15 protein-coding genes are annotated in these 20786 nt (G+C 38.1%); 11 read left to right on the forward strand and 4 right to left on the reverse strand.

All coding sequences use genetic code 11. The annotated features are described in order from the left end of the window. Positions 1–18 precede the first annotated feature (18 nt). Together BLS35_RS17305 and BLS35_RS17310 are read left to right on the forward strand one after the other, a co-directional pair. Entirely contained in the window at positions 19–1245 is a 1227-nt protein-coding gene (locus BLS35_RS17305; protein ID WP_090783450.1) for an alanine dehydrogenase, read from the forward strand. Between the two features lie 9 nt (positions 1246–1254). Further along, a complete protein-coding gene (locus tag BLS35_RS17310; protein WP_090783364.1) occupies positions 1255–1935 on the forward strand; it encodes a M15 family metallopeptidase in 681 nt (226 codons plus the stop codon). Between the two features lie 16 nt (positions 1936–1951). Here BLS35_RS17310 and BLS35_RS17315 read toward each other — a convergent pair whose 3' ends face one another. Further along, positions 1952–3304: a D-alanyl-D-alanine carboxypeptidase/D-alanyl-D-alanine-endopeptidase gene (locus BLS35_RS17315; protein ID WP_090783366.1), complete on the reverse strand. Its 1353-nt coding sequence runs from the start codon at positions 3302–3304 to the stop codon at positions 1952–1954. 40 nt (positions 3305–3344) lie between these two features. Here BLS35_RS17315 and BLS35_RS17320 point away from each other — a divergent pair, with 40 nt between their 5' ends. The 3 genes from BLS35_RS17320 to BLS35_RS17330 all read left to right on the forward strand — a co-directional run bounded on the left by BLS35_RS17320 (position 3345) and on the right by BLS35_RS17330 (position 5861). Next, positions 3345–4586 (forward strand): aspartyl protease family protein, encoded by a 1242-nt coding sequence (locus tag BLS35_RS17320; RefSeq protein ID WP_254778947.1) that lies wholly within the window; start codon positions 3345–3347, stop codon positions 4584–4586. A gap of 47 nt (positions 4587–4633) precedes the next feature. Beyond that, a complete protein-coding gene (locus BLS35_RS17325; RefSeq protein WP_090783370.1) occupies positions 4634–5572 on the forward strand; it encodes a hypothetical protein in 939 nt (312 codons plus the stop codon). Positions 5573–5669: 97 nt separating this feature from the next. Next, the gene (locus BLS35_RS17330) at positions 5670–5861 is read left to right on the forward strand and encodes a cold-shock protein (RefSeq protein WP_008241764.1); all 192 of its coding nucleotides are present in this window, start codon (positions 5670–5672) and stop codon (positions 5859–5861) included. 66 nt (positions 5862–5927) lie between these two features. Here BLS35_RS17330 and BLS35_RS17335 read toward each other — a convergent pair whose 3' ends face one another. Beyond that, on the reverse strand, positions 5928–6725 hold the full coding sequence (locus tag BLS35_RS17335) for a glycerophosphodiester phosphodiesterase (protein ID WP_090783372.1): 798 nt from the start codon (positions 6723–6725) through the stop codon (positions 5928–5930). 175 nt (positions 6726–6900) lie between these two features. On the opposite strand from BLS35_RS17335, the gene BLS35_RS17340 reads away from it, so the two are divergent. The 5 genes from BLS35_RS17340 (at position 6901) to BLS35_RS17360 (ending at position 17074) form a co-directional block, all read left to right on the forward strand. Then, complete coding sequence (locus BLS35_RS17340; RefSeq protein WP_090783373.1) at positions 6901–10215, forward strand: DUF4175 family protein; 3315 nt, start codon at positions 6901–6903, stop codon at positions 10213–10215. Positions 10216–10226: 11 nt separating this feature from the next. Then, complete coding sequence (gene ybeY / locus BLS35_RS17345) at positions 10227–10661, forward strand: rRNA maturation RNase YbeY (RefSeq protein WP_090783375.1); 435 nt, start codon at positions 10227–10229, stop codon at positions 10659–10661. A 696-nt stretch (positions 10662–11357) separates the two neighbouring features. Further along, the gene (locus BLS35_RS17350; protein WP_090783377.1) at positions 11358–13220 is read left to right on the forward strand and encodes an ABC-F family ATP-binding cassette domain-containing protein; all 1863 of its coding nucleotides are present in this window, start codon (positions 11358–11360) and stop codon (positions 13218–13220) included. Positions 13221–13439: 219 nt separating this feature from the next. Continuing rightward, positions 13440–15302 (forward strand): tRNA uridine-5-carboxymethylaminomethyl(34) synthesis enzyme MnmG, encoded by a 1863-nt coding sequence (gene mnmG / locus BLS35_RS17355; RefSeq protein WP_090783379.1) that lies wholly within the window; start codon positions 13440–13442, stop codon positions 15300–15302. Positions 15303–15445: 143 nt separating this feature from the next. Then, positions 15446–17074, forward strand: coding sequence for an Ig-like domain-containing protein (locus BLS35_RS17360; RefSeq protein ID WP_090783381.1), 1629 nt, complete (start codon positions 15446–15448; stop codon positions 17072–17074). Here BLS35_RS17360 and BLS35_RS17365 read toward each other — a convergent pair whose 3' ends face one another. Next, positions 17075–17584, reverse strand: a complete 510-nt coding sequence (locus BLS35_RS17365) for a gamma carbonic anhydrase family protein (RefSeq protein ID WP_090783382.1) — start codon at positions 17582–17584, stop codon at positions 17075–17077. A gap of 3 nt (positions 17585–17587) precedes the next feature. Further along, on the reverse strand, positions 17588–19174 hold the full coding sequence (nadB, locus tag BLS35_RS17370; RefSeq protein WP_090783384.1) for an L-aspartate oxidase: 1587 nt from the start codon (positions 19172–19174) through the stop codon (positions 17588–17590). 601 nt (positions 19175–19775) lie between these two features. Here nadB and nadA point away from each other — a divergent pair. Continuing rightward, positions 19776–20768 carry a quinolinate synthase NadA gene (gene nadA, locus BLS35_RS17375; protein ID WP_090783386.1) on the forward strand — a complete coding sequence of 331 codons (993 nt, stop codon included), beginning with the start codon at positions 19776–19778 and terminating at the stop codon, positions 20766–20768. The last annotated feature ends 18 nt before the right edge of the window (positions 20769–20786 follow it).

A 20786-nucleotide genomic window follows, 5' to 3' on the forward strand; every position in this document is an offset into this window, starting at 1 on the left:
CCAAATCTATAAATGAAAATGGCTACAGGATTACGCGAAGGTATGGCCTCCATTGCTCAGCAAGGTTTAATACAACCAAAGGAGGCAATGTCAGAGATAAGTAAGAAGAACAACAGCTTGTACATCGGCATTCCAAAAGAGATCTCTTTTCAGGAAAACAGGATTGCCTTGACTCCTTTATCTGTTGCACTACTTGTAAACAACGGGCACAAAGTAATTATTGAGAGTGGAGCTGGTGTTGCGGCAAACTTCTCCGATAACGAATATAGTGAGCAGGGCGCAATCATTAGCTTTAACAAAAAAGAGGTATTTGATGCGGATATCATTGTAAAAATAGCCCCACCAACTGTAGGGGAAATTGCCATGATGCATAAAGGGCAAACCTTGATTTCGGCATTACAAATGGGCGGACTTAAAGAATCCTACCTTAAAGCGCTCCTAAATAAAAAAATCAATGCCCTATGCTTTGAGCACATCAGAGATGAAGGGAATATTTTAAGCGTTGTCCGTTCAATGAGTGAAATTGTTGGGGCAACCTCTATTTTAATTGCGGCTGAGTACCTCAGCAATGTAACCGGAGGAAAAGGATTGATGCTGGGAGGCTTTACCGGCGTTCCACCAACAGAGATTGTCATTCTAGGTGCGGGAACCGTTGGCGAATATGCTGCCCGTACAGCGATATCTCTTGGCGCAGAGGTCAAAGTGTTCGACAGCTCCATTTATCGCCTTAGACGCCTGCAAAACAACTTAGGAACCCGTGTATTCACATCTGTTATGCAACCCATCGTGCTGAGCAAAGCCATTACAACTTGTGACGTGGTGATTGGTGCCATTCGTGCTTCCCATGGCAGAAGCCCTTGTGTGGTGATGGAAGAAACGGTGGCAAGGATGAAACCAAATTCGGTGGTGATTGACGTTAGTATCGATCAAGGTGGCTGCTTTGAAACTTCGGAAGTAACCAACCACAAAAATCCGGTATTTAGAAAACATGACGTCATTCATTATTGTGTGCCAAATATAGCTTCCAGAGTACCCAGAACAGCCTCTTATGCACTAACCAATATCTTTACTCCAATCTTAATAGATATTGGCGATATGGGCGGGCTGATGAATCTTGTTTGGAGCAAACCTGGCATCAGGGAGGCGTTGTATATCTATCAGGGCCATCTCACCAGTAAAGATCTGGCTAATATGTTTAATTTACCTTATAAAGATCTGGATCTAATCGTAGCCGCCAATCAGTAACGCCCGCCAATGAAAAAAATTTTTCTGCTCTTATTGGTAGGCTATTGTTTTTCTGTTCAAGCTCAAAAGAATAAACCCAACCCCTATGGGCTAATCATAGACGCCTATCCTGAATATTTAGATTCCTGCAAAAAGAACAGCAATTATCAATTGCTTGAGATCAAAAAATATATTCCTGGCCTTGTTCTGGACATCAAATACGCAACTAAGGACAACTTTATGAAGGGTATAATGTATCCTCAGGCCCGAGCATTTGCCCGAAAACCAGTGGTGCTACAGCTTAAAAGAGTGCAGGCAGAGCTTAAAAAGAAGGGCTATGGCTTAAAAATATTTGATGCCTACCGCCCCTATAGCATAACTGTGGCTTTTTATAAAGAAGCTTCGGACAAAATGTTTGTTGCGAACCCCAATAAAGGCTCGAGACACAATCGCGGCTGTGCGGTTGACCTGACTTTAATTGATTTAAAAACTGGCCAAGAGCTTGAAATGCCTACCCCGTATGATAGTTTTGCCCCCGAAGCTGCAATAACCTACACCAATTTACCCCCTCAAATTATAAAAAACAGACAATTACTAATCAATACCATGCGAAAATATGGCTTCAGGGTCTTGGAAAATGAATGGTGGCATTTTGATTTTATGGATTGGCAAGCCTATAATTTGATGGATATCCCATTTAAAAAGCTCTAAGGGGCTTTTATTCCTTTTAAAACTTATCATGGATATAGGTCATAATCCTCACCATTTCTCGCCTTACATCCCCAGTAGGGGTCACAAAATTGTTGTTCATAAAAGAAAAAATATAGGTTTTACCCTTCTTCGTTAGCACATAACCACTTTGATTGTGCACACCGGAAAGTGTACCTGTTTTACCAAAAACAAAGGGCTGACTTGTTTTGGGATAAGCATTTCTGAGCGTCCCACTTTTACCACCTGCAGGCAACATGCTAAACAGCCGCTGGGGATCATTTACTTGCTTATAAATCAATTCCAACAACTTAACCATGTCTCTGGGCGTAAATAAATTATATCTCGAAAGACCAGATCCATCTACCCAAACGGGTTTATCCGGTAAAGTGGAGAGGTAATTCTTTTCAATATGAGCGATGGCTTTAGCTGTGCTCAGTTCTTCTCCCAGCTGGTTAGCATACACCAGGAGCAATTGCTCTGCGATGAAATTATCGCTGGGCAACATCATTTCCTTTAGTACCGAATCGGTCCTTAAATTATAAATGGTCTTCGCATTGGCTGGCATTTTCAACGCAATTAACTCGATATCCTTGTGAAGGGTATCCGAAAGCATGGTTAAAGTAAGTGGAAGGCTCAGTTTATAAGGAACTTGCTGGTTGTAATTTGCCGGCACAGGGACATTTGGATACTTAAAATGATTGGCCACAAAATCCCGGGTTACGCTAAATGTGTTTCGTTTTGAAAGTGAATCTTTTGCAAAACAATCCTCCAGTACTGTTGGGGATAGGATCAATTTGCCATTTTTACTTTTAATATCAACCAAATTATCCATAATGGGCAATTCATTGATCTCGGCTTGATAGTAGTCATTATAATCGTCCCATTGCCAACCGCTTCCATAAAAATTACCGGTATATCTACCTGGGGCATAAAATAGTTTCTTAGTTGTATTTCTTAAGAAATCTGCCGCCTTTGTCCCTTTCAGCTTGCTCTGTAAAAAAGAGGGATCGCCTGTTCCCCAAAAGATTAGGGAGTCGCCCCTCTCTATGTACCTGAGAGAAGGAATAGAATCTGGGATCATTTTCAATCCCGCATAGAAGGTGTACAATTTGGTGTTGGAGGCTAGTGTAAAATATTGATCGCCATGTTGTTCAAACAACATCCGCCCGGCAGCCATATCATACAAAGCAAAACCGGCATAATACTGTTTAAGTACCGTAGAATTCGAAAAAACCTTATTCAAATTCCTGGAAATTCGCTTTTCTGTGGAGCAACTGGTTAAAAGGCCCAAGCCGATTAAGCCGATATACAGGTAGGATTTTAGATTATTCTTTTTTAGTTGAATACTTTTATGTGCAGATCTAACCATACTGCTACTAATTTAGTAGTTTAGTTCAATGAAATTGTTAATGAGCAGAATTAATTTCCGTAGACTTAGAATTTATCAGATGATTCTGATCATTCAAGTTTGCGCTGTGATTACTGCTCAAGGACAGCAATTCTATTTTAAAGGAAAACGAGGTAAGGACGCAATGCCATTTTTGCAGGTTAAAAACCTTATCATCATTCCACTTTACTTGAACGATAAAGGGCCATTTAATTTCATTTTAGACACCGGAGTTGGTCCTCTTATCATTACCGATCCGGGTTTAATTGATAGCATTGGCATAAAAGTATCTCGTTCGATTAAGATATCAGGACTGGGAAGCGGCAACGAAATAGATGCCTATATCTCTAATGATGTTTCGGCGCAACTGGGTAAATCCTACATAGACAACATTCCTACGGCGATATTGAAGCAGGACATTTTCGGATTATCAAACTATCTGGGTACAAAAATATATGGCTTATTGGGCTATTATTTCTTTAAAAGCTTTATCGTTGAGTTGCGGTATTCGACCAAGAAATTATTGTTTAAAGAGCCCTATAGTGCGGGTAAAATAAAGGGTGAAAGGATTCCTATTGAGATCAGCGCTTATAAGCCCTATGCAAACATCAGCATTGAAAACCCTGAATATGGCCTTGTCGAAATCAAAACATTGATCGATAATGGTGCCAGCCATGCCATTTCTTTAGAGCGTTTGCATGAAAAGCCATTCCCAGTTCCGAGGGCTTCTATAAAAGCAAACCTTGGAGTAGGCATGAGCGGCCCTATAGATGGTAGTATCGGCCGGGTTTCTGCTTTAAGAATAGGTAGCTTTACCCTGAAAAGGGTGTTAGCCTCTTACCCTCAATATGATGATGTTGCAGCTAAAATCTTTCTGAAAGACCGCAATGGAAATTTAGGCGCAGATATTTTGAGTCGCTTTAATGTGATATTCGACTACGCCGACAATTCGATGTATTTACGGAAAAACGGGCAGTTTAACCGTCCTTTTGAGCATGATATGTCGGGAATTGAAGTATACATGGAGGATGGTAAAATAAGACGTTATTTCATCAGCAGAATTGAACCGGGCTCTCCAGCTGACAACGCAGGGATATTGGTTGATGATGAGATCATGACCATTAACTTCTCACCGGTAGCCACTACAAAATTAGATGACATTGGCCATCTCTTTAAATCAGTCGAAGGCAAAACAATTATACTTACCATTAGGAGAAATGACGAAATGATTGTGAAGGTTTTTAAGCTAAAACAAAGAATATAAATGATTCTTGTAACTTTGCTCTTCCATTTAGAAGCCTTAATCCTTGCATGACGAAATCCCGTATTCTAACCATCCTCACATGCCTTGCATTGCTCACAAGCAGCTGCAACAATACGACTAAAGAAAGTTCAAAACCTGCTGGCCGACTATCCTTTGATTCGATTATTGGCATAAAATATCATGAGGTGAAGCGCCGCTTCAGTACCGGGCTTTCCTTCAATGAATTGGGCTTTCAACAGGAGCCAACCTGGATTATCCAGTTTAAATCTCAGGATACAATAAGCGCTTATAGTCCACAAAAGAAAAGGATGCAAAGCTTTTTCCTGCATTACGACCACGGCGAGGTGTATAATTTTGCGAAGGAGTGGTTTAAAATTAAAAAGATCAGTAAAGACAGCCTGGTGTTTCAGCGTCTTCACTTAACGGGACGTGAAATCTCGAAAGATATCCGTTCGGATGTAAATATTACCTATTACGCTGAGGACTATATCAACAAGGTTCTTAAAACGACGGCAGAAGTGCTACAACGCCCAACGAAGGCTGATACGCTTTATATTCAACAGCTTGCTGCAAAGTCGAACAGGAACCCGGATAACCGCGATAGTGCCTTTGCGGGGCGGGAACCGGTAACGTTTATTCCTTTAAGTAAAATAATACAGGTAAAGAAAATCAGCACAGTTGATAAACTTGTGGGTAGAACGGAGTCCTATGATTATCTCTTCCCACGATACAGGATAGACCTCACAAATGCATACGACAATTTTGGCTACGAATTTTCGGCAGTAGTCGATGAAAAAGGCAAAATTCACCTTGGTAATTTCCGCGTAGATTTCCCTGAAAATTACGAGCCGAGGAAGAAAACTTTGGAGGCAATAATCAACGTTTATCTGCAAAACCTTTTACAGGTTGTTCCAGGAAAAACACTCGGAATTCCGCATTCCAGCGAAATTAATTTGATCGTCACAGGGCGCAAAAAAGGGTCTTAAAGGCCGTTTTATTTTATATTTATCAAAAAATGAAGCGTTTGCATATTATAAAAAAATAATATGTACCTTGCACACTTAATTTTTAATAAATAATACAATGCAAGAAGGAACAGTAAAATTTTTTAATGTAACTAAAGGTTTCGGATTTATTATCCCTGCAAACGGAGATAGCGAAATCTTTGTACATTCAACAGGCCTTATCGACGAAATTCGTGAGAACGACAAAGTTGAATACGACGTTGAAAGCGGCAAAAAAGGGTTGAATGCGATTAATGTTAAAGTAATCTAGATTATTAAAAACATAAATTGTACAGCATCGCGGATAACCCGCGATGCTTTTTTGTTTTATAGTGTTTTATTTTTGGCTGTTGATCAGCTCAAAAAGCTTTTCAGGCTCATTGGTGGTAATGAATTCTATTTTACTATCCAACAACCATTTCATTTCAGGCTCTGCATTTACGGTCCAGGCATTGATGGTTAAACCCAATTCTTTCGCCTTAGCAAACCACTCTCCTTTTTTATAAACCCCATATTGGTAATCCGCACCATAAAACCCATCTTGTTTAAGTTTTTCAAGCGGCGCATCACCAGCCAGGTAGGCCACATTTGCCTCTGGTTGAAGCGATTTTACCTTTTTCAAGATGTCATAGCTAAAACTGATATAATCAACCCATGGCTGAGCCTTTAATTTCACTACCATAGCAACAACTTTAGTGGTTAAGATTTTGTCGTTCTCCGCCCCTGCTTTTGATGGTTTGATCTCCAGTATCAGCTTGGTGGTCTTCTGCTTCATACCAGCCTTCAAATAGGCCTCAAGAGTGGGGATAGATTCACCATTAGAAAGCTTTTTACTCAACAACTCCTGATAAGTCGATTTTTCTATATGCAAACCTAAAAAATCCGCATCGTGGTTCACTACCAATACACTATCGGCAGTCATGTGGACATCAAATTCAGATCCATGACACCCGATTCTAACCGCTTCCTTTAAAGAAGCAATAGAGTTTTCGGGTAAAGCATTCTTTTTCCAGGCGCCACGGTGTGCAATCACAACGTTTTTATTCCAGGTTTTAATCGGTTTTGTCTTCTTCTGCGCAAAAGCGCTATTTAAGCTCAGCACCATAAGGGTAATGATTAAAGATGAATGTTTCATTTGTTTGTGTTTTGTTTGTTTATGTTTTTTTTCACTAAAATATCATTAAAAAGATAATTTAAATGTTTTCTTACTGTTAATAATTGACGACACTTAAATAAAACAAAGATTAATATTCTCTATTTTTATCAAAAAACTGCCCTGACCTTTACCTTTAAGCTATATTGGACCACAAATGAACAGTAACTACGAACTTTTAATTTCTAAAATTAATGAGTTTACACAAAAGTTTTACCTCAATAAACTTTTGCGGGGCAGCATTTATGCCGCTGCTTTGTTGCTGGCGTTGTACCTGTTACTCTTTGTGTTTATCTATTATACGCATCCCGGAACAGCGACTAAAACATTGCTATTTTTCGGTTACCTGGCGGTAGCCCTGGTATGCATTGCGATTCTGATTGCTAAGCCTGTCCTTGCTTATTTCAAGCTGGGCAAGAACTTAAGCATTGAACAAGCCTCGACAATCATAGGGCATCATTTTTTCAATGTAAAAGACAAACTACTGAATACGCTGCAGCTGAAGGCTATGGCCGATGCTTCTCCAGAAAATAGTCAGCTCATCCTGGCAGGGATAGATCAGAAAATTGCCGAACTAAATCCCATCCCCTTTTCTAGCGCTATAAAGTTAGGTGACAACAGAAAATACATCAAATATTTCCTTGCACCAGCCTCCGTTATTTTACTGATCGCTTTAATTGCGCCACACATCTTAAAAGAAGGAACCAGTAGTTTTGTGCAATACAATAAGGAAATATTACCTAAGGCTCCGTTTGATTTTCAGCTGCTAACCACCAATTTGATGGTTGCACAAGGAGATGACGTGCCCCTAAAACTTAAGCTAAATGGCAACGAGATCCCACAAGAGGTGTATCTTTCGGACGGTACAAATACCTATAAATTAGAGAAGGAAAACAATACCCATTTTAATTATACCTTCAAAAACCTTCAAAAAACACAAAAAATAACGTTTTCTGCTGGTGGATTCAGTTCCACTCCTTTTGTGATTGAAGTAAAGCCTCGCCCCGCAGTGGTTATGGTAAGCGCACTATTGCAGTACCCTGCTTACCTAATGAAGAAAAACGAAAGCATTAAAAATGCCGGAGACCTGATCCTCCCTGAAGGAACCCGTGTAACCTGGGAACTGGAAACGAGAAACAGCGATCGCCTCACTTTCGTATTGGGTAATAAATCGCAGGTCTTAACGGCATCTGACAATGTGTTTTCTTATGCCAGTACCATTCGCGAAAGTTCTATGTATAGCATTGTCCCTAAAAACAATTTTATCAGCAGTAACGACTCGCTTACACATCAGTTGAATGTGATCAAAGACGAATTCCCGGGTATTTCGGTTACGGAAGCACCTGACTCCCTAAGCAGCAAAGCATTGTACTTCTCTGGAAATATAACAGATGACCATGGATTTAACTCGCTTAAATTCAAATACAACATCAAGGAAAAGGATAAAATTATCAATACCGTAAGTAAGACCCTTGCTATTAAAAAGGGACAACAGGAAGATTCCTTCTTTTTCTTCTGGAACTTAAACGAGCCCCTGATAAAACCCGGGCAGACTTTAGAGTATTACTTTGAAGTGGCAGACAATGATGGCGTAAACGGACCTAAAACGACTAAATCGGAACTTAAAATCTACGCTATCCCCTCCTCCCAACAAGTGGCAGAAAAAATAAACGAAAACAGTCAGGCACTTAAACAAAAAATGGAAAAAGCCATAAAGCTTGCCGGACAGGTTGAAAAGGAAAGCAAGAAACTAGGAGAAACCTTGCTGGATAAGAAGCAAATCTCATTTGATGATAAAAAGCAGATCGAACAGCTATTGGAGAAGCAGAAGCAATTGGAAGAAGCTGTTAAAGAGATCAACACGCTGAATAAAAAGAATACGATAGAAAAAGAAGAGAATAATCAACTAAAACAGGAACTGGCGGATAAACAAAAGCAGATTGATGACCTGTTTAATAATGTGTTGGACGAGAAGACCAAAGCCTTGCTGGAAAAGCTGCAAAATCTGATGGATCAAAACAATAAAGATCAGACGCAGAATGAACTATCCAAAATGCAAATGGACAACAAGTCGTTAAAGAACGAACTGGACCGCATTTTAGAACTATATAAACAACTGGAATTTGAGCAAGGTCTACAAAATAAGATCGATCGGCTAAACGAACTGGCTAAAGATCAAAAAGACCTATCTAAGCAGAGCTTGAGCAAAGATGCTCCACTACAGGATCTGAAAAACAAACAAAAAGAGCTTTCTAAATCCTTTGAAGAGTTGAAAAAAGAGATTAAAGCATTAGATGAGAAGAACAAGGAATTAGAGCACCCCAATGCTTTTCAGGCTCCCGAAAAGGAAATGAACGACATTGAACAACAGCAAAAAAATAGTGAGGAGCAGCTTGGCAAAAATGACAAGAAAAAAGCTTCCGACAATCAACAGAAAGCAGCGGAACAAATGGAGCAACAAGCTAAAAAAATGGCTGAAATGCAACAAGAGTCTGCTGAAACGGAGAACAATGTGAATGCTCAAGAGTTACGTCAGCTGCTGGAAAACTTGCTTAAAACGTCTTTTGATCAAGAAAAGGTGATGCTTAACCTTAGGCGATTGAACAATAACGACCCGCAGTATACGGCCAACGTGCAAAAACAACGCGAGATAAAAGACAATATGAAAACCATTGCCGATAGTCTGTTTTCATTAAGTAAACGCGTTCCGCAGATTGAAACCGCCGTAAATGAGGAAATGCAAAAGATTAATTTCAATATTGACAAAGGCTTGGAGAACCTGGGCGAAAGAAATACCGCTGCAGCGAATAAGAACCAGCAATATACCATGACCTCGATAAACAACCTCTCTTTAATGTTGAATGAGGCGCTTGATCAATTGCAAAACATGATGAAGAACAGCAAAGGCGGCGGAAAAGGGAAGAAAAAACAAAGCATGCAACAGTTACAGCAGATGCAACAGCAACTGAATAACAACATGCAAAAAGCGCGCGATCAAATGCAAAAAAGCGGAAACAAAGGTACCGTACCAAAAGGGGCTATGAGTGAGGAATTTAGCAAAATGGCCCAGCAACAGCAGATGATCCGCGAAGCCTTACAAAAAATAAATAGGGAAGAAAATAAAGATGGAAAAGGCGGTCTGGGCAACCTCAACCAAATGATACAGGACATGAAAGCCACGGAATCCGACTTGGTAAACAAGCGCCTGGAGCAGGAAACGATGAGGCGCCAGAAAGAATTGTTGACCAAGCTTTTAGAAGCAGAAAATGCGCAGCGAGAGCAAGATCAGGATGCAAAAAGAGAAAGTAAAGCCGGTAAAGATTTCCCTCCTTCTTACAAACAGATGCAGGAAAAATTTAAAACGTTGGAGAAAAATGAAACAGAATGGTTGCAAAAATTGCCTCCCAATCTGAACCCTTATTACAAAAATAAAATTGCAGAATATTTTAAATTGCTAAATTCGGGGCAATAACTTATGATTTGATGAGCAAACCGAGCATTAATTTTTTTACTGAAGACACCAACTATACTCTTAAAAAAAAGACCATCCTAAAAGATTGGTTAAAATCCGCTATAGCTGCAGAGGGATATTTGTTACAGGAATTAAACTTTATCCTTTGCTCTGACGAATATTTACTGCGTATGAATCAAGATTATCTTAATCATGACACTTATACTGATGTCATCACTTTTGATAACTCTGAGGAGCTTAAAACGATTGTTGGCGATATATTTATCAGTATAGACCGAATCAAAGAAAACGCGGCAACATTTAAACATACTGTTGAGCATGAATTGTGCAGGGTCATGGTTCATGGCGCACTTCACCTTTTAGGTTACAAGGACAAGAGTAAAGCGGCAAAGACCCTGATGACGGAAAAGGAAGATCAGTACCTTTCGCTTTTATTTAATTCTTAAAATTTCAAGACCCTTCAAGTATTTTTAAAAACTTACAAAAACGAGTTTTTGAAGTCAATTTTGTGTCAAAATTTCCGCAAGAAAACATCCTTTCTTAAGAAAAATCTCATGCGTCGATTTAGTGTGTTTTTAAGCCTTTTACCGCGTTTTAGTGCTTTAATGATAAATGTATCGCCCTCTTATCTGTTTTTTGTTCAGAAGCTTCCTAATGAGGTCATTTTTTAGCCCAAATTGCCCCAGAAATCTGCCAGGAAAAATTAGAGCCTTCCTAGTCGCAACATTTCTGTTACATTGATACAGCTCAACAAACTAACCTAGCAATTGCTTCTTCCAAAATTTTTTCCGACCAGTTTGTCAGATTAGTTTAAAATCCATTTTATAAATATTCAAGCCTACCCTCTTTATAAAATTATGTTCACCTAGCTAAGCGGTAAAATAGATAATTCTTAGCCCTCGAGAAACACTAAATATCCACTGCTTAATATTCAACTCAAACGCTATATAAATTAGATCAATAAGCCTATAAGCCTCCTGTTTAGACCGAGCTAAAAATTACCCCGTTGTCTATTTGGCAAAAATATTCCAGATTATTTTACCACCATCGTACTGTACATTCAATAGCGCCAGCTACATACCAAATAATTATTGCTTACTTTTGTGGTAATTTCTTATCTATAATATCGTTAAACACAGACTTTGAGCACACTTATTGCAGCCGAAAACTTAGGCCATGCTTACCACGACGAATGGCTATTCAAAAATTTAACCCTGGGCATCCAAACAGGGCAGCGCGTAGCGTTGGTGGGAATTAATGGTGCAGGTAAAAGCACCTTGCTAAAACTTCTTGCCGAAAGGTTTTCACCTTTGGAGGGTAAAATAGTAAAAAATAAATCCGTTAAAATAGGATTCTTAGACCAAGAACCCTCATTTCCAGATAGTTACTCAATTAGTGACTTCATTTTTTCTCTTGAAAACAAACAACAACAACTGATTAGGGAATATGAGGAACTGATTGAAGATCCCAACCCCGATGAAAAGAAATTAAACCGTTTGTATGAAGAACTGAGCGAGCATAACGCCTGGGAATACGAGCATGAGATAAAAACCATCCTGAGCAGAATGGGCATTAACCATTTGCAACAAAAGATATCTACCCTATCCGGAGGTCAGAAAAAGCGCTTGGCCCTTGCCAAACTTTTAATTGAAGATCCGGAAATTTATGTTCTGGATGAGCCGACCAACCACCTGGACATTGATACCATCGAGTGGTTAGAAAAATTGCTGACTTCAGGAAATAAAACTTTACTGTTGGTTACCCATGATAGATATTTTCTGGACAATGTATGTAACACAATCGTAGAATTGGATAGAGGTAAAATTTACAACTACAATGGTAACTACGCCTACTTCCTGGAAAAGAAATCAGAAAGAGAAGCCGCTGACGAAAGTACATTTCAGAAGAACAAAAATCTCTTGAAGAAAGAATTGGAATGGATGAGAAGAATGCCGGCGGCACGTACCACAAAATCTCAATCCAGAATAGATGCTTTTTACGATTTAGATAGCAAGACCAAACAAAGAACGGACAATCAAAAAGTCACGTTAAATGTGAAAATGTCCAGGCAAGGAAATAAAATACTTGAGCTGGATCATATTGGCCAATCTTTCGATGGCAAAAATATCATCAATGATTTTAGCTATACATTTAAGCGTGCAGACCGAATTGGTTTAGCTGGTAAAAATGGAACAGGTAAATCTACCCTACTGAATATTATCACTGGATTCTTACAACCTGAAAAAGGAAAAGTAGGTACAGGTGAAACTACAGTTTATGGATATTACAAACAAGGTGGTTTAGCTTTCAATGAAAAGGAACGTGTAATTGATATTGTAAAGTCCGACGCAGAATATATAAAAATGGCCGATGGTCAAACCATTTCTGCTTCGCAGCTTTTAACCCTATTCTTATTCCCGCCTAAAAAGCAACACGGAATGGTAGAGAAATTAAGCGGTGGCGAAAAGAAGCGTTTACACCTGATGAAGGTATTGATGCAAAATCCTAATTTCTTAATTCTTGATGAGCCTACCAATGATTTGGATATTGATACTTTAAATGTACTGGAAGAATTCCTTGAAAACTTCCCGGGCGTTTTAATATTGGTTTCTCACGATAGATACTTACTTGATAAAATGAGTGAGCAATTATTCATTATGGAAGGCAATGGTGAAGTAGCTATTTACAATGGCAACTATTCTGAATACAGATTGAGTTTAGATATGCCGAAAGAAAAAGTAGAGCCAAAGCAAAAACAAAGTGTTGTTGCCCCAGCGCCTACCCCTGCTACAAAAAAAATAAGTTATAAAGAACAACGCGAGCTGGAGGAGTTAGAAGCAAGGATTTTAGAAGTAGAAAAGGAGATCTCAGATTTAACTTTATCTCTTTCTCATATCGACAGTGCAAACTATCTAGAACTTCAATCTACAACAGAAATGATAGAAAAATTAACCAAAGAACTTGAAGTAATAACAGAACGTTGGTTGATCCTTTCTGAGCAATAAACACTATTTAAGTTTAGCTACCGTTTATAAAAAAGGAAGATTTAGAGCCGAGAAAACAAAATATAATTAACCCTTTTTTTAAGCCAAATAGGACAATGTATACAAGATTCAAACTCAATTTTCAAAGCAAAAAACAAAGCAAAACACCTTAAATAAAAACAAAAAAGTAAACAAAAAAACATACGTTTCACGTGAAACACTAACTAATAACAAGACGAAATGTTTAAAGAATATGATGTAATCGTTGTAGGCGCAGGCCATGCAGGTTGTGAGGCAGCGGCCGCTGCAGCTAACCTTGGCTCCTCTGTCCTACTGATCACAATGAACATGGAAACCATTGCACAGATGAGCTGCAACCCTGCAATGGGTGGTGTTGCAAAAGGTCAGATCGTGCGAGAAATAGATGCGATGGGTGGCTACTCTGGAATAATCAGTGACAAGACAACCCTCCAATTCCGCATGCTCAACCTATCAAAAGGTCCGGCTATGTGGAGCCCTAGAACGCAAAACGACAGAAAAAGATTTGCCGAAGAATGGAGACTAGCCTTAGAGCGCACTCCAAATGTAGACTTCTGGCAAGACATGGTGAGCAGCCTAATCATAAAAAATAATACTGTAGTGGGTGTTAAAACTTCTATAGGTGTAGAGATAAAAGGCAAATCGGTTGTACTTACAAATGGCACCTTCTTAAATGGTTTAATCCATATTGGTGAAAAGAAATTTGGCGGAGGTAGAACTGGTGAAAAAGCTGCAACTGGATTGACAGAACAACTTACAGCGTTTGGCTTTGAAGCTGGTAGAATGAAGACCGGTACCCCACCCCGTGTAGATGGTCGTTCATTAAACTACAGCTTAATGGAAGAACAATGGGGAGATGAAAATCCAGGTCGTTTTTCGTTCACCAATGTCGAACTTCCTAAAGAACAAAGATGCTGCTGGATTACCTATACCAATGCCAATGTTCATGAAACGTTGAAGGAAGGTTTTGAAAAGTCTCCAATGTTCACAGGTCGTATCAAAGGTCTTGGCCCTAGGTATTGTCCTTCTATTGAAGACAAAATAAACCGCTTTGCTGAGCGCGAAAGACACCAGATATTTGTCGAACCAGAAGGCTGGAATACTTGTGAAATCTATGTTAATGGATTCTCTACCTCCCTTCCTGAAGATGTACAATATAGAGCCTTAACACAGATCCCAGGCTTCGAAAATGCAAAGATGTTTAGACCTGGATATGCCATAGAATACGATTACTTTCCACCTACCCAGCTATCTTTAACCCTTGAAACCAAATTAGTATCCAACCTGTACTTTGCAGGCCAGATTAATGGAACAACAGGATACGAAGAAGCTGCTAGTCAGGGTTTTATAGCCGGAATCAACGCACATCAGAAGGTATTCAATAAGGAAGAACTGATCATGAAACGTTCGGAGTCTTATATAGGAGTTTTAATTGACGACCTGGTTACGAAAGGTACAGAAGAGCCCTACCGTATGTTTACTTCAAGAGCTGAACACCGCTTACTATTGCGTCAGGATAATGCAGATATTCGTCTCTCCCCTATTGGCCACAAACTTGGATTGATCAGTGACGAGCGTTTAGCTACAGTAAACAAGAAAGTAGAAAACTCTGATTCAATTGTAGCATTTTCTAAAAAACAAGGTATAGAAATGAGTAGTGCCAATGCCATGCTTGAGGAACTCGGAACTTCCCCCTTAAACCAAAATGTAAAAATAGTTAGTTTGTTAGGCAGGCCTCAAGTTGGGATAGATGATGTAAGAAAAGTTAGTCCTACCTTTAACGAAATGCTTAATCAATTTGACAAGGAAACTATCGAGCAGGCCGAGATCAAGATTAAGTATGAAAGCTATTTTGAGAAAGAACAAGAGATTGTAAATAAAATGCAGAAGATGGAGGATAAAGACATCAACCCTAATTTTGATTATTCGCAGTTGACATCTCTGTCTAAAGAAGCTCGGGAAAAATTATTGAAGATAAAACCTAGAACTTTAGGCCAGGCTTCGAGAATTTCAGGTGTTTCACCATCCGATATTTCCGTTTTAATGGTGCATATTAGCAAATAAAGGACAACTTATTGATTTATAACAAATTAACTACCTATCATATCTCTTCAAAAATGACCTTATTAAATCTATTTTAAGACACTTTTAAGATTTCGGAATGATATCCATTAAAAATACATACAAATTAAACACAGCGCTTATAAATGGCTAAAAATCGAATTACAGAAAACTTGCCGAAAATTTTTGCTCTTGTTTTCATTAGCGTCCTATTTTACGCTTGTGCCAGTATTCAACAGCCTCAAGGAGGACCAAAAGATACTGAGCCTCCGAAGATTTTAAAAATGACTCCTAAAAATCTGAGTGTAAATTTTAATACACCAAAAATTGTCATTGAATTTAATGAGTATTTTAAAGTGCAGAATGAGTCCAAGGAATTTTCAGTATCACCAGAAATGGAGAGGCCACCTGAATTAAAAACAAAAGGTAAAAAGTTAGAGATTAGCATTAAAGATACTTTAGAAAAGAACACTACCTATACCTTTAATTTTGGGAAGGCAATAGCCGACGTAAATGAGAGCAATGTAGTTAAGAATCTTACTTATGTATTTTCTACTGGTCCACATCTGGATTCTTTAAGTATAAAGGGTAATGTGACCAATTCTGTAACTGGTTTACCTGAACTTGATGCAGTTGTCTTCATTTTCCCGTTAGAAAGAGATACCCTTTTTGGAAAGAAAAGACCTTCTATCTTTACAACTACAGATAGTAGTGGCAATTATGCGCTAAACAACTTAAGGAAAGATACTTATAAGATCTATGCGCTTAAGGAAAAAAATGGGGACAAAATCTATCAGCAGGCAACGGATGAAATCGGCTTTCTTAAAGACTCTATTGTCTTAACCAAGCCTTTGGATAACGTTAATCTAAGTCTATTTAAGGAGGATGCTACTGTATTCAGAATCTTAGACAAAAGACTAAATACCGATGGAAGTATTACACTTTCTTTCAATCAGAAACTAAAAAAACCAGAGGTTGTGGTTAAAGATCCACCTGCCTTGGATGCTAAAAAAATCATCAGATTCAGTAAAAACAATGACTCGTTGAAGGTCTGGCTTAAAGAATTGACCTTCGATTCTACTAAAATAGCGATTAAAGAAAACGGAAAAGTATTGCAAACAGCTAACTTAACCAGGGGAAAAAAGGAAACTTATACCAGAGTTCTTAGTGCAACAGACAACGTAGATAATGCTTTGTTAAATCCTAATAAACCGCTAAAATTAACTTTTAATTTTCCTATTGAAAGCACCGATGTAGCTAAAATTAGTCTATTGGAGGACTCTGTTGAACGCAAAGGCTTTGCCCTGGTTAAGGACAGTACGGACCTACTCTCCTACTATTTCAGGTATCCATGGAAACCCAAAAAGACCTATGAAGTTAAATTCGAAGCAGGTGCTTTCACTGCTATTTTTAACGCCAAAAACAAGGAATTTATCAAAACTTTCCAGCTAGCTAACAAAGATGATTATGGATCACTAATTGTTAAAATCGTACCACCAGAATTCAAAAAAAGTTACATTCTGGAAGTGCTAGATGGAAATAAAGGTGTAGTAAATACTTTGGTAGTGACCAGGGATACAACTGTGAAATTTTTAAACTACAAAGCAGGAAAGTATTGGTTAAGAATAAGCTATGATACCAATGGGAATGGAAAATGGGATACAGGTAATGTAGCACTGGGGCTCCAACCTGAGAAAATATGGAACGAACCCAAAGAACTCTCTATAAGAGCTAATTGGGAACGTAATGAAACGGTAACTATTCCTAAGGAATAATTACCTAAACCAGTCGGAATACATGATATAGTTATCCGGCAATTTATCTAATAAAGTCCGTTGCTCATCAGTAATGGGCTTTATTTTTTTAGCGGGTGTTCCCGCATAAATAAAGCCACTTTCGCAACGCGTATTTTCGAGTACTACAGCTCCTGCAGCAACAATACAATAAGGTTCTACGAGTGCATTATCCATAACAATAGCCCCCATTCCTATCAATATATTATCTCTAAGAATGCAACCATGAACAATAGCATTATGCCCTATTGATACCCTATTCCCTATGATTGTAGCTGCTTTAAGATAGGTAGCATGAATCACTGCCCCGTCTTGTATATTCGTCTCATTACCAATGGTAATGCTATTTACATCGCCTCTAATCACGGCATTGAACCAAACTGAGCAATTATTTCCCATCAACACATCACCAACAATAGTCGCGTTTGGTGCGATAAAACAATTATCTCCCCATTTTGGGTCTTTATCTTTCACTGGTAATATTACTGGCATATCTTAAAATATAGTATCTGTCAATTCTTCTGAGTGGTTTGGATAATCTGTTGTATAGTGTAGTCCCCTACTTTCTTTTCTCATTTTAGCCGATTTAATCACTAAAAAAGCAACCTGTATAACATTTCTTAATTCACATAGTTTCACAGAAACTTTATTCGCTTTATAGAATTCTTCAGTCTCTTCGTGCAGTAGAAATAACCTTCTCATGGCTCTTTCTAATCTAAAATCAGAGCGTACAATACCGACATAATCACTCATTAACTTTTGAGTCTCGCGTAGATTATGTGTGACCAAAATATCCTCATCTGATTGGGTTACACCATGCGCATTCCATTCTGGAATGTCAGCTGGAATTACACTATTTTTATAGGCTTTGATCGCATCTTCGTAAATTCTATGCGCAAATACAGGAGCTTCCAACAATGAATTAGAGGCCAATCTGTTGGCACCATGTAAGCCTGTGGAAGAACATTCGCCACAGGCGTATAGGTTTTTAATAGAAGATCGTCCATATTCATCTACCAATATACCACCACACATATAGTGTGCAGCAGGCGTTACAGGTATTAAATCTTTAGTCATATCAATACCTATAGATAAACATTTAGCATATATGTTAGGGAAATGACTTAAAATATCTTCCTTTTTTCTATTTCTAATGTCAAGATAAACAAAGTCCTCACCTGACTTTTTCATCTCTGCATCAATAGCACGAGCGACAATATCACGTGGAGCTAATGAGCCACGCTGATCATATTCGTACATAAATTCATCACCATTTTTACGACGTAGCACACCACCAAAACCTCTTACTGCTTCAGAAATTAAAAAGGCAGGATACTCTCCAGGGTTATACAAAGCTGTTGGATGGAACTGAATGAACTCCATATTTCTCACTTTTCCTTTAGCACGATAAACCATTGCCATTCCATCTCCAGTAGCAATTACAGGGTTTGTAGTACTCGAATACACATGTCCAGCTCCACCTGAAGCCATGATAGTCACATTAGCTAAGATCTTCTCCACATCGTTAAGCTCTGTGTTAAAGGCATATATACCGTAACAGTGGATATCTTCAGTACTTTTATCCACATGTTGCCCTAAATGATGCTGAGTAATTAACTCTAAACAAAAGTAATGTGTTAATATCTCTATGTTCTTATTTTGATGAATCTGCCTTAAAAGCACACTTTCAATTTCGTAGCCTGTTACATCTTTATAATGCAAAACACGGTGTTCTGAGTGCCCACCTTCCTTAGCTAAATCGTAAACTCCAGTCCTATTCTTATCAAAATTGATTCCATAATCGATAATTTCCTGTATTCTTTGCGGTCCTTCCTTTACAACAATCTCTACTATCTTCTTGTCACACAGTCCATCTCCAGCAATCAGTGTATCTTCTATGTGTTTTTCAAAAGAATCATCTTTATCTACGACTACAGCTACTCCCCCCTGTGCATATTTTGTATTTGATTCGTCTTCGTTTGATTTTGTAACAATTAATACTTTACCATGCTGAGCAGCTTTTAATGCAAAGCTTAAACCAGCAATCCCTGATCCTATAACTAAAAAATCTACTTCTCTCATTTCTATCCTATTGTTTTTCAATTTATTATGAAGCACTTATAAGCCCTACTACTTGATCTGAATGTTCACATATTTACAATAATTGTCCAGTTAAACACAGGTTGTTAACAACGTTGATATTAATGTTAATTACTTGTCTATAGAAACAGAGCAAATATTTTTGAATGTTTAAAGCTAAGCTAAAAAGGGAATTTGCCACAATATTTTGAGTTATTTTTAACCAGAGCTAAGGAGTTTATTAACTTTTTACACACCTACTAACAATACACATATTTATATTGATAAAATTAAAGCTCAAAAAATATATCGCTGTAAATCAGTAGATATTTTAAATAAAAAAGCAATATAAATGTTGATAAATTATTAATAACTCAAATACTCGCAGAAAAAAAAGTTTTTTATAAACGTTATCAACACACTAATAAACAATAGAAATCTATTTATATTAAAATAATTATAATTTATTGAAGTGTTGAAACTCCGTACCTTTACAAAATCAAGAAAAACAGTTTTCAAATTTTTAAATGGAAACTATAAAAGTTGATAAGTGTATTCAAGCTGTGGATACATTTTAAAAAATTGAATAAAATAAGCAGACAAAATGGACACCTTAACCGAATTAAACAGAAAAGGATATATTGAGGAAAGTATTGATCCAACGCTGGACCTCTTTGAAGAAATTGAGAAATTAAAAAAGGAGAAGAATGCAATTGTATTGGCTCACTATTATCAGGAGCCTGATATACAGGATATTGCTGATTATATTGGAGATAGTTTGGGGCTTTCTCAAGAAGCGGCCAAAACGGAAGCAGATGTGATTGTATTTGCAGGAGTTCATTTTATGGCCGAAACTGCTAAAATTTTGTCTCCTGAAAAAACGGTATTATTGCCAGATTTAAAAGCTGGTTGCTCGCTGGCTGATAGCTGCCCACCGCACTTATTTAAGAAATTTAAAGAAAAATATCCTGATCACCTGGTGATTACCTACGTGAACTGTACTGCTGAACTAAAAGCATTGAGTGATATTGTTTGTACATCCACAAATGCTGTACAAATTGTAGAGAGTTTGCCGAAAGATCAAAAAATTATTTTTGGTCCAGACAAGAATTTAGGAGCCTGGGTGGCTAAAAAGACGGGTAGAGACCTTGTTTTGTGGAATGGAGCCTGTATGGTGCATGAAATTTTCTCACGAGAAAAAATTACTAAATTAAAAGAGCGTCATCCTAAGGCAAAATTTATTGCGCATCCTGAATGCGAAGAATCTGTGTTGCAAATGGCTGATTATATTGGTTCTACGACTGGATTATTGAAATATTCTATCAATTCAGACGCCTCAGAATTCATTGTAGCTACAGAAAGTGGAATCATCCACCAAATGGAGAAAGCTAGTCCAGGCAAAACCTTCATTCCGGCACCTCCAAATAACAATTGTGCCTGTAATGATTGCCCTTACATGAAAAGAAACACACTTGAAAAGCTGTATTTGTGCTTAAAAAATGGTTTACCTGAGGTTACTGTACCTGCTGATATCATTGAACGCGCTCGTAAACCAATTGAAAGAATGCTGGAGATTTCGGCGAAATTGGGATTATAAAAAATGTTGGTAACTATG

Origin of the sequence: Pedobacter sp. ok626 (assembly GCF_900100435.1) — a bacterium.
Lineage (GTDB): Bacteria > Bacteroidota > Bacteroidia > Sphingobacteriales > Sphingobacteriaceae > Pedobacter.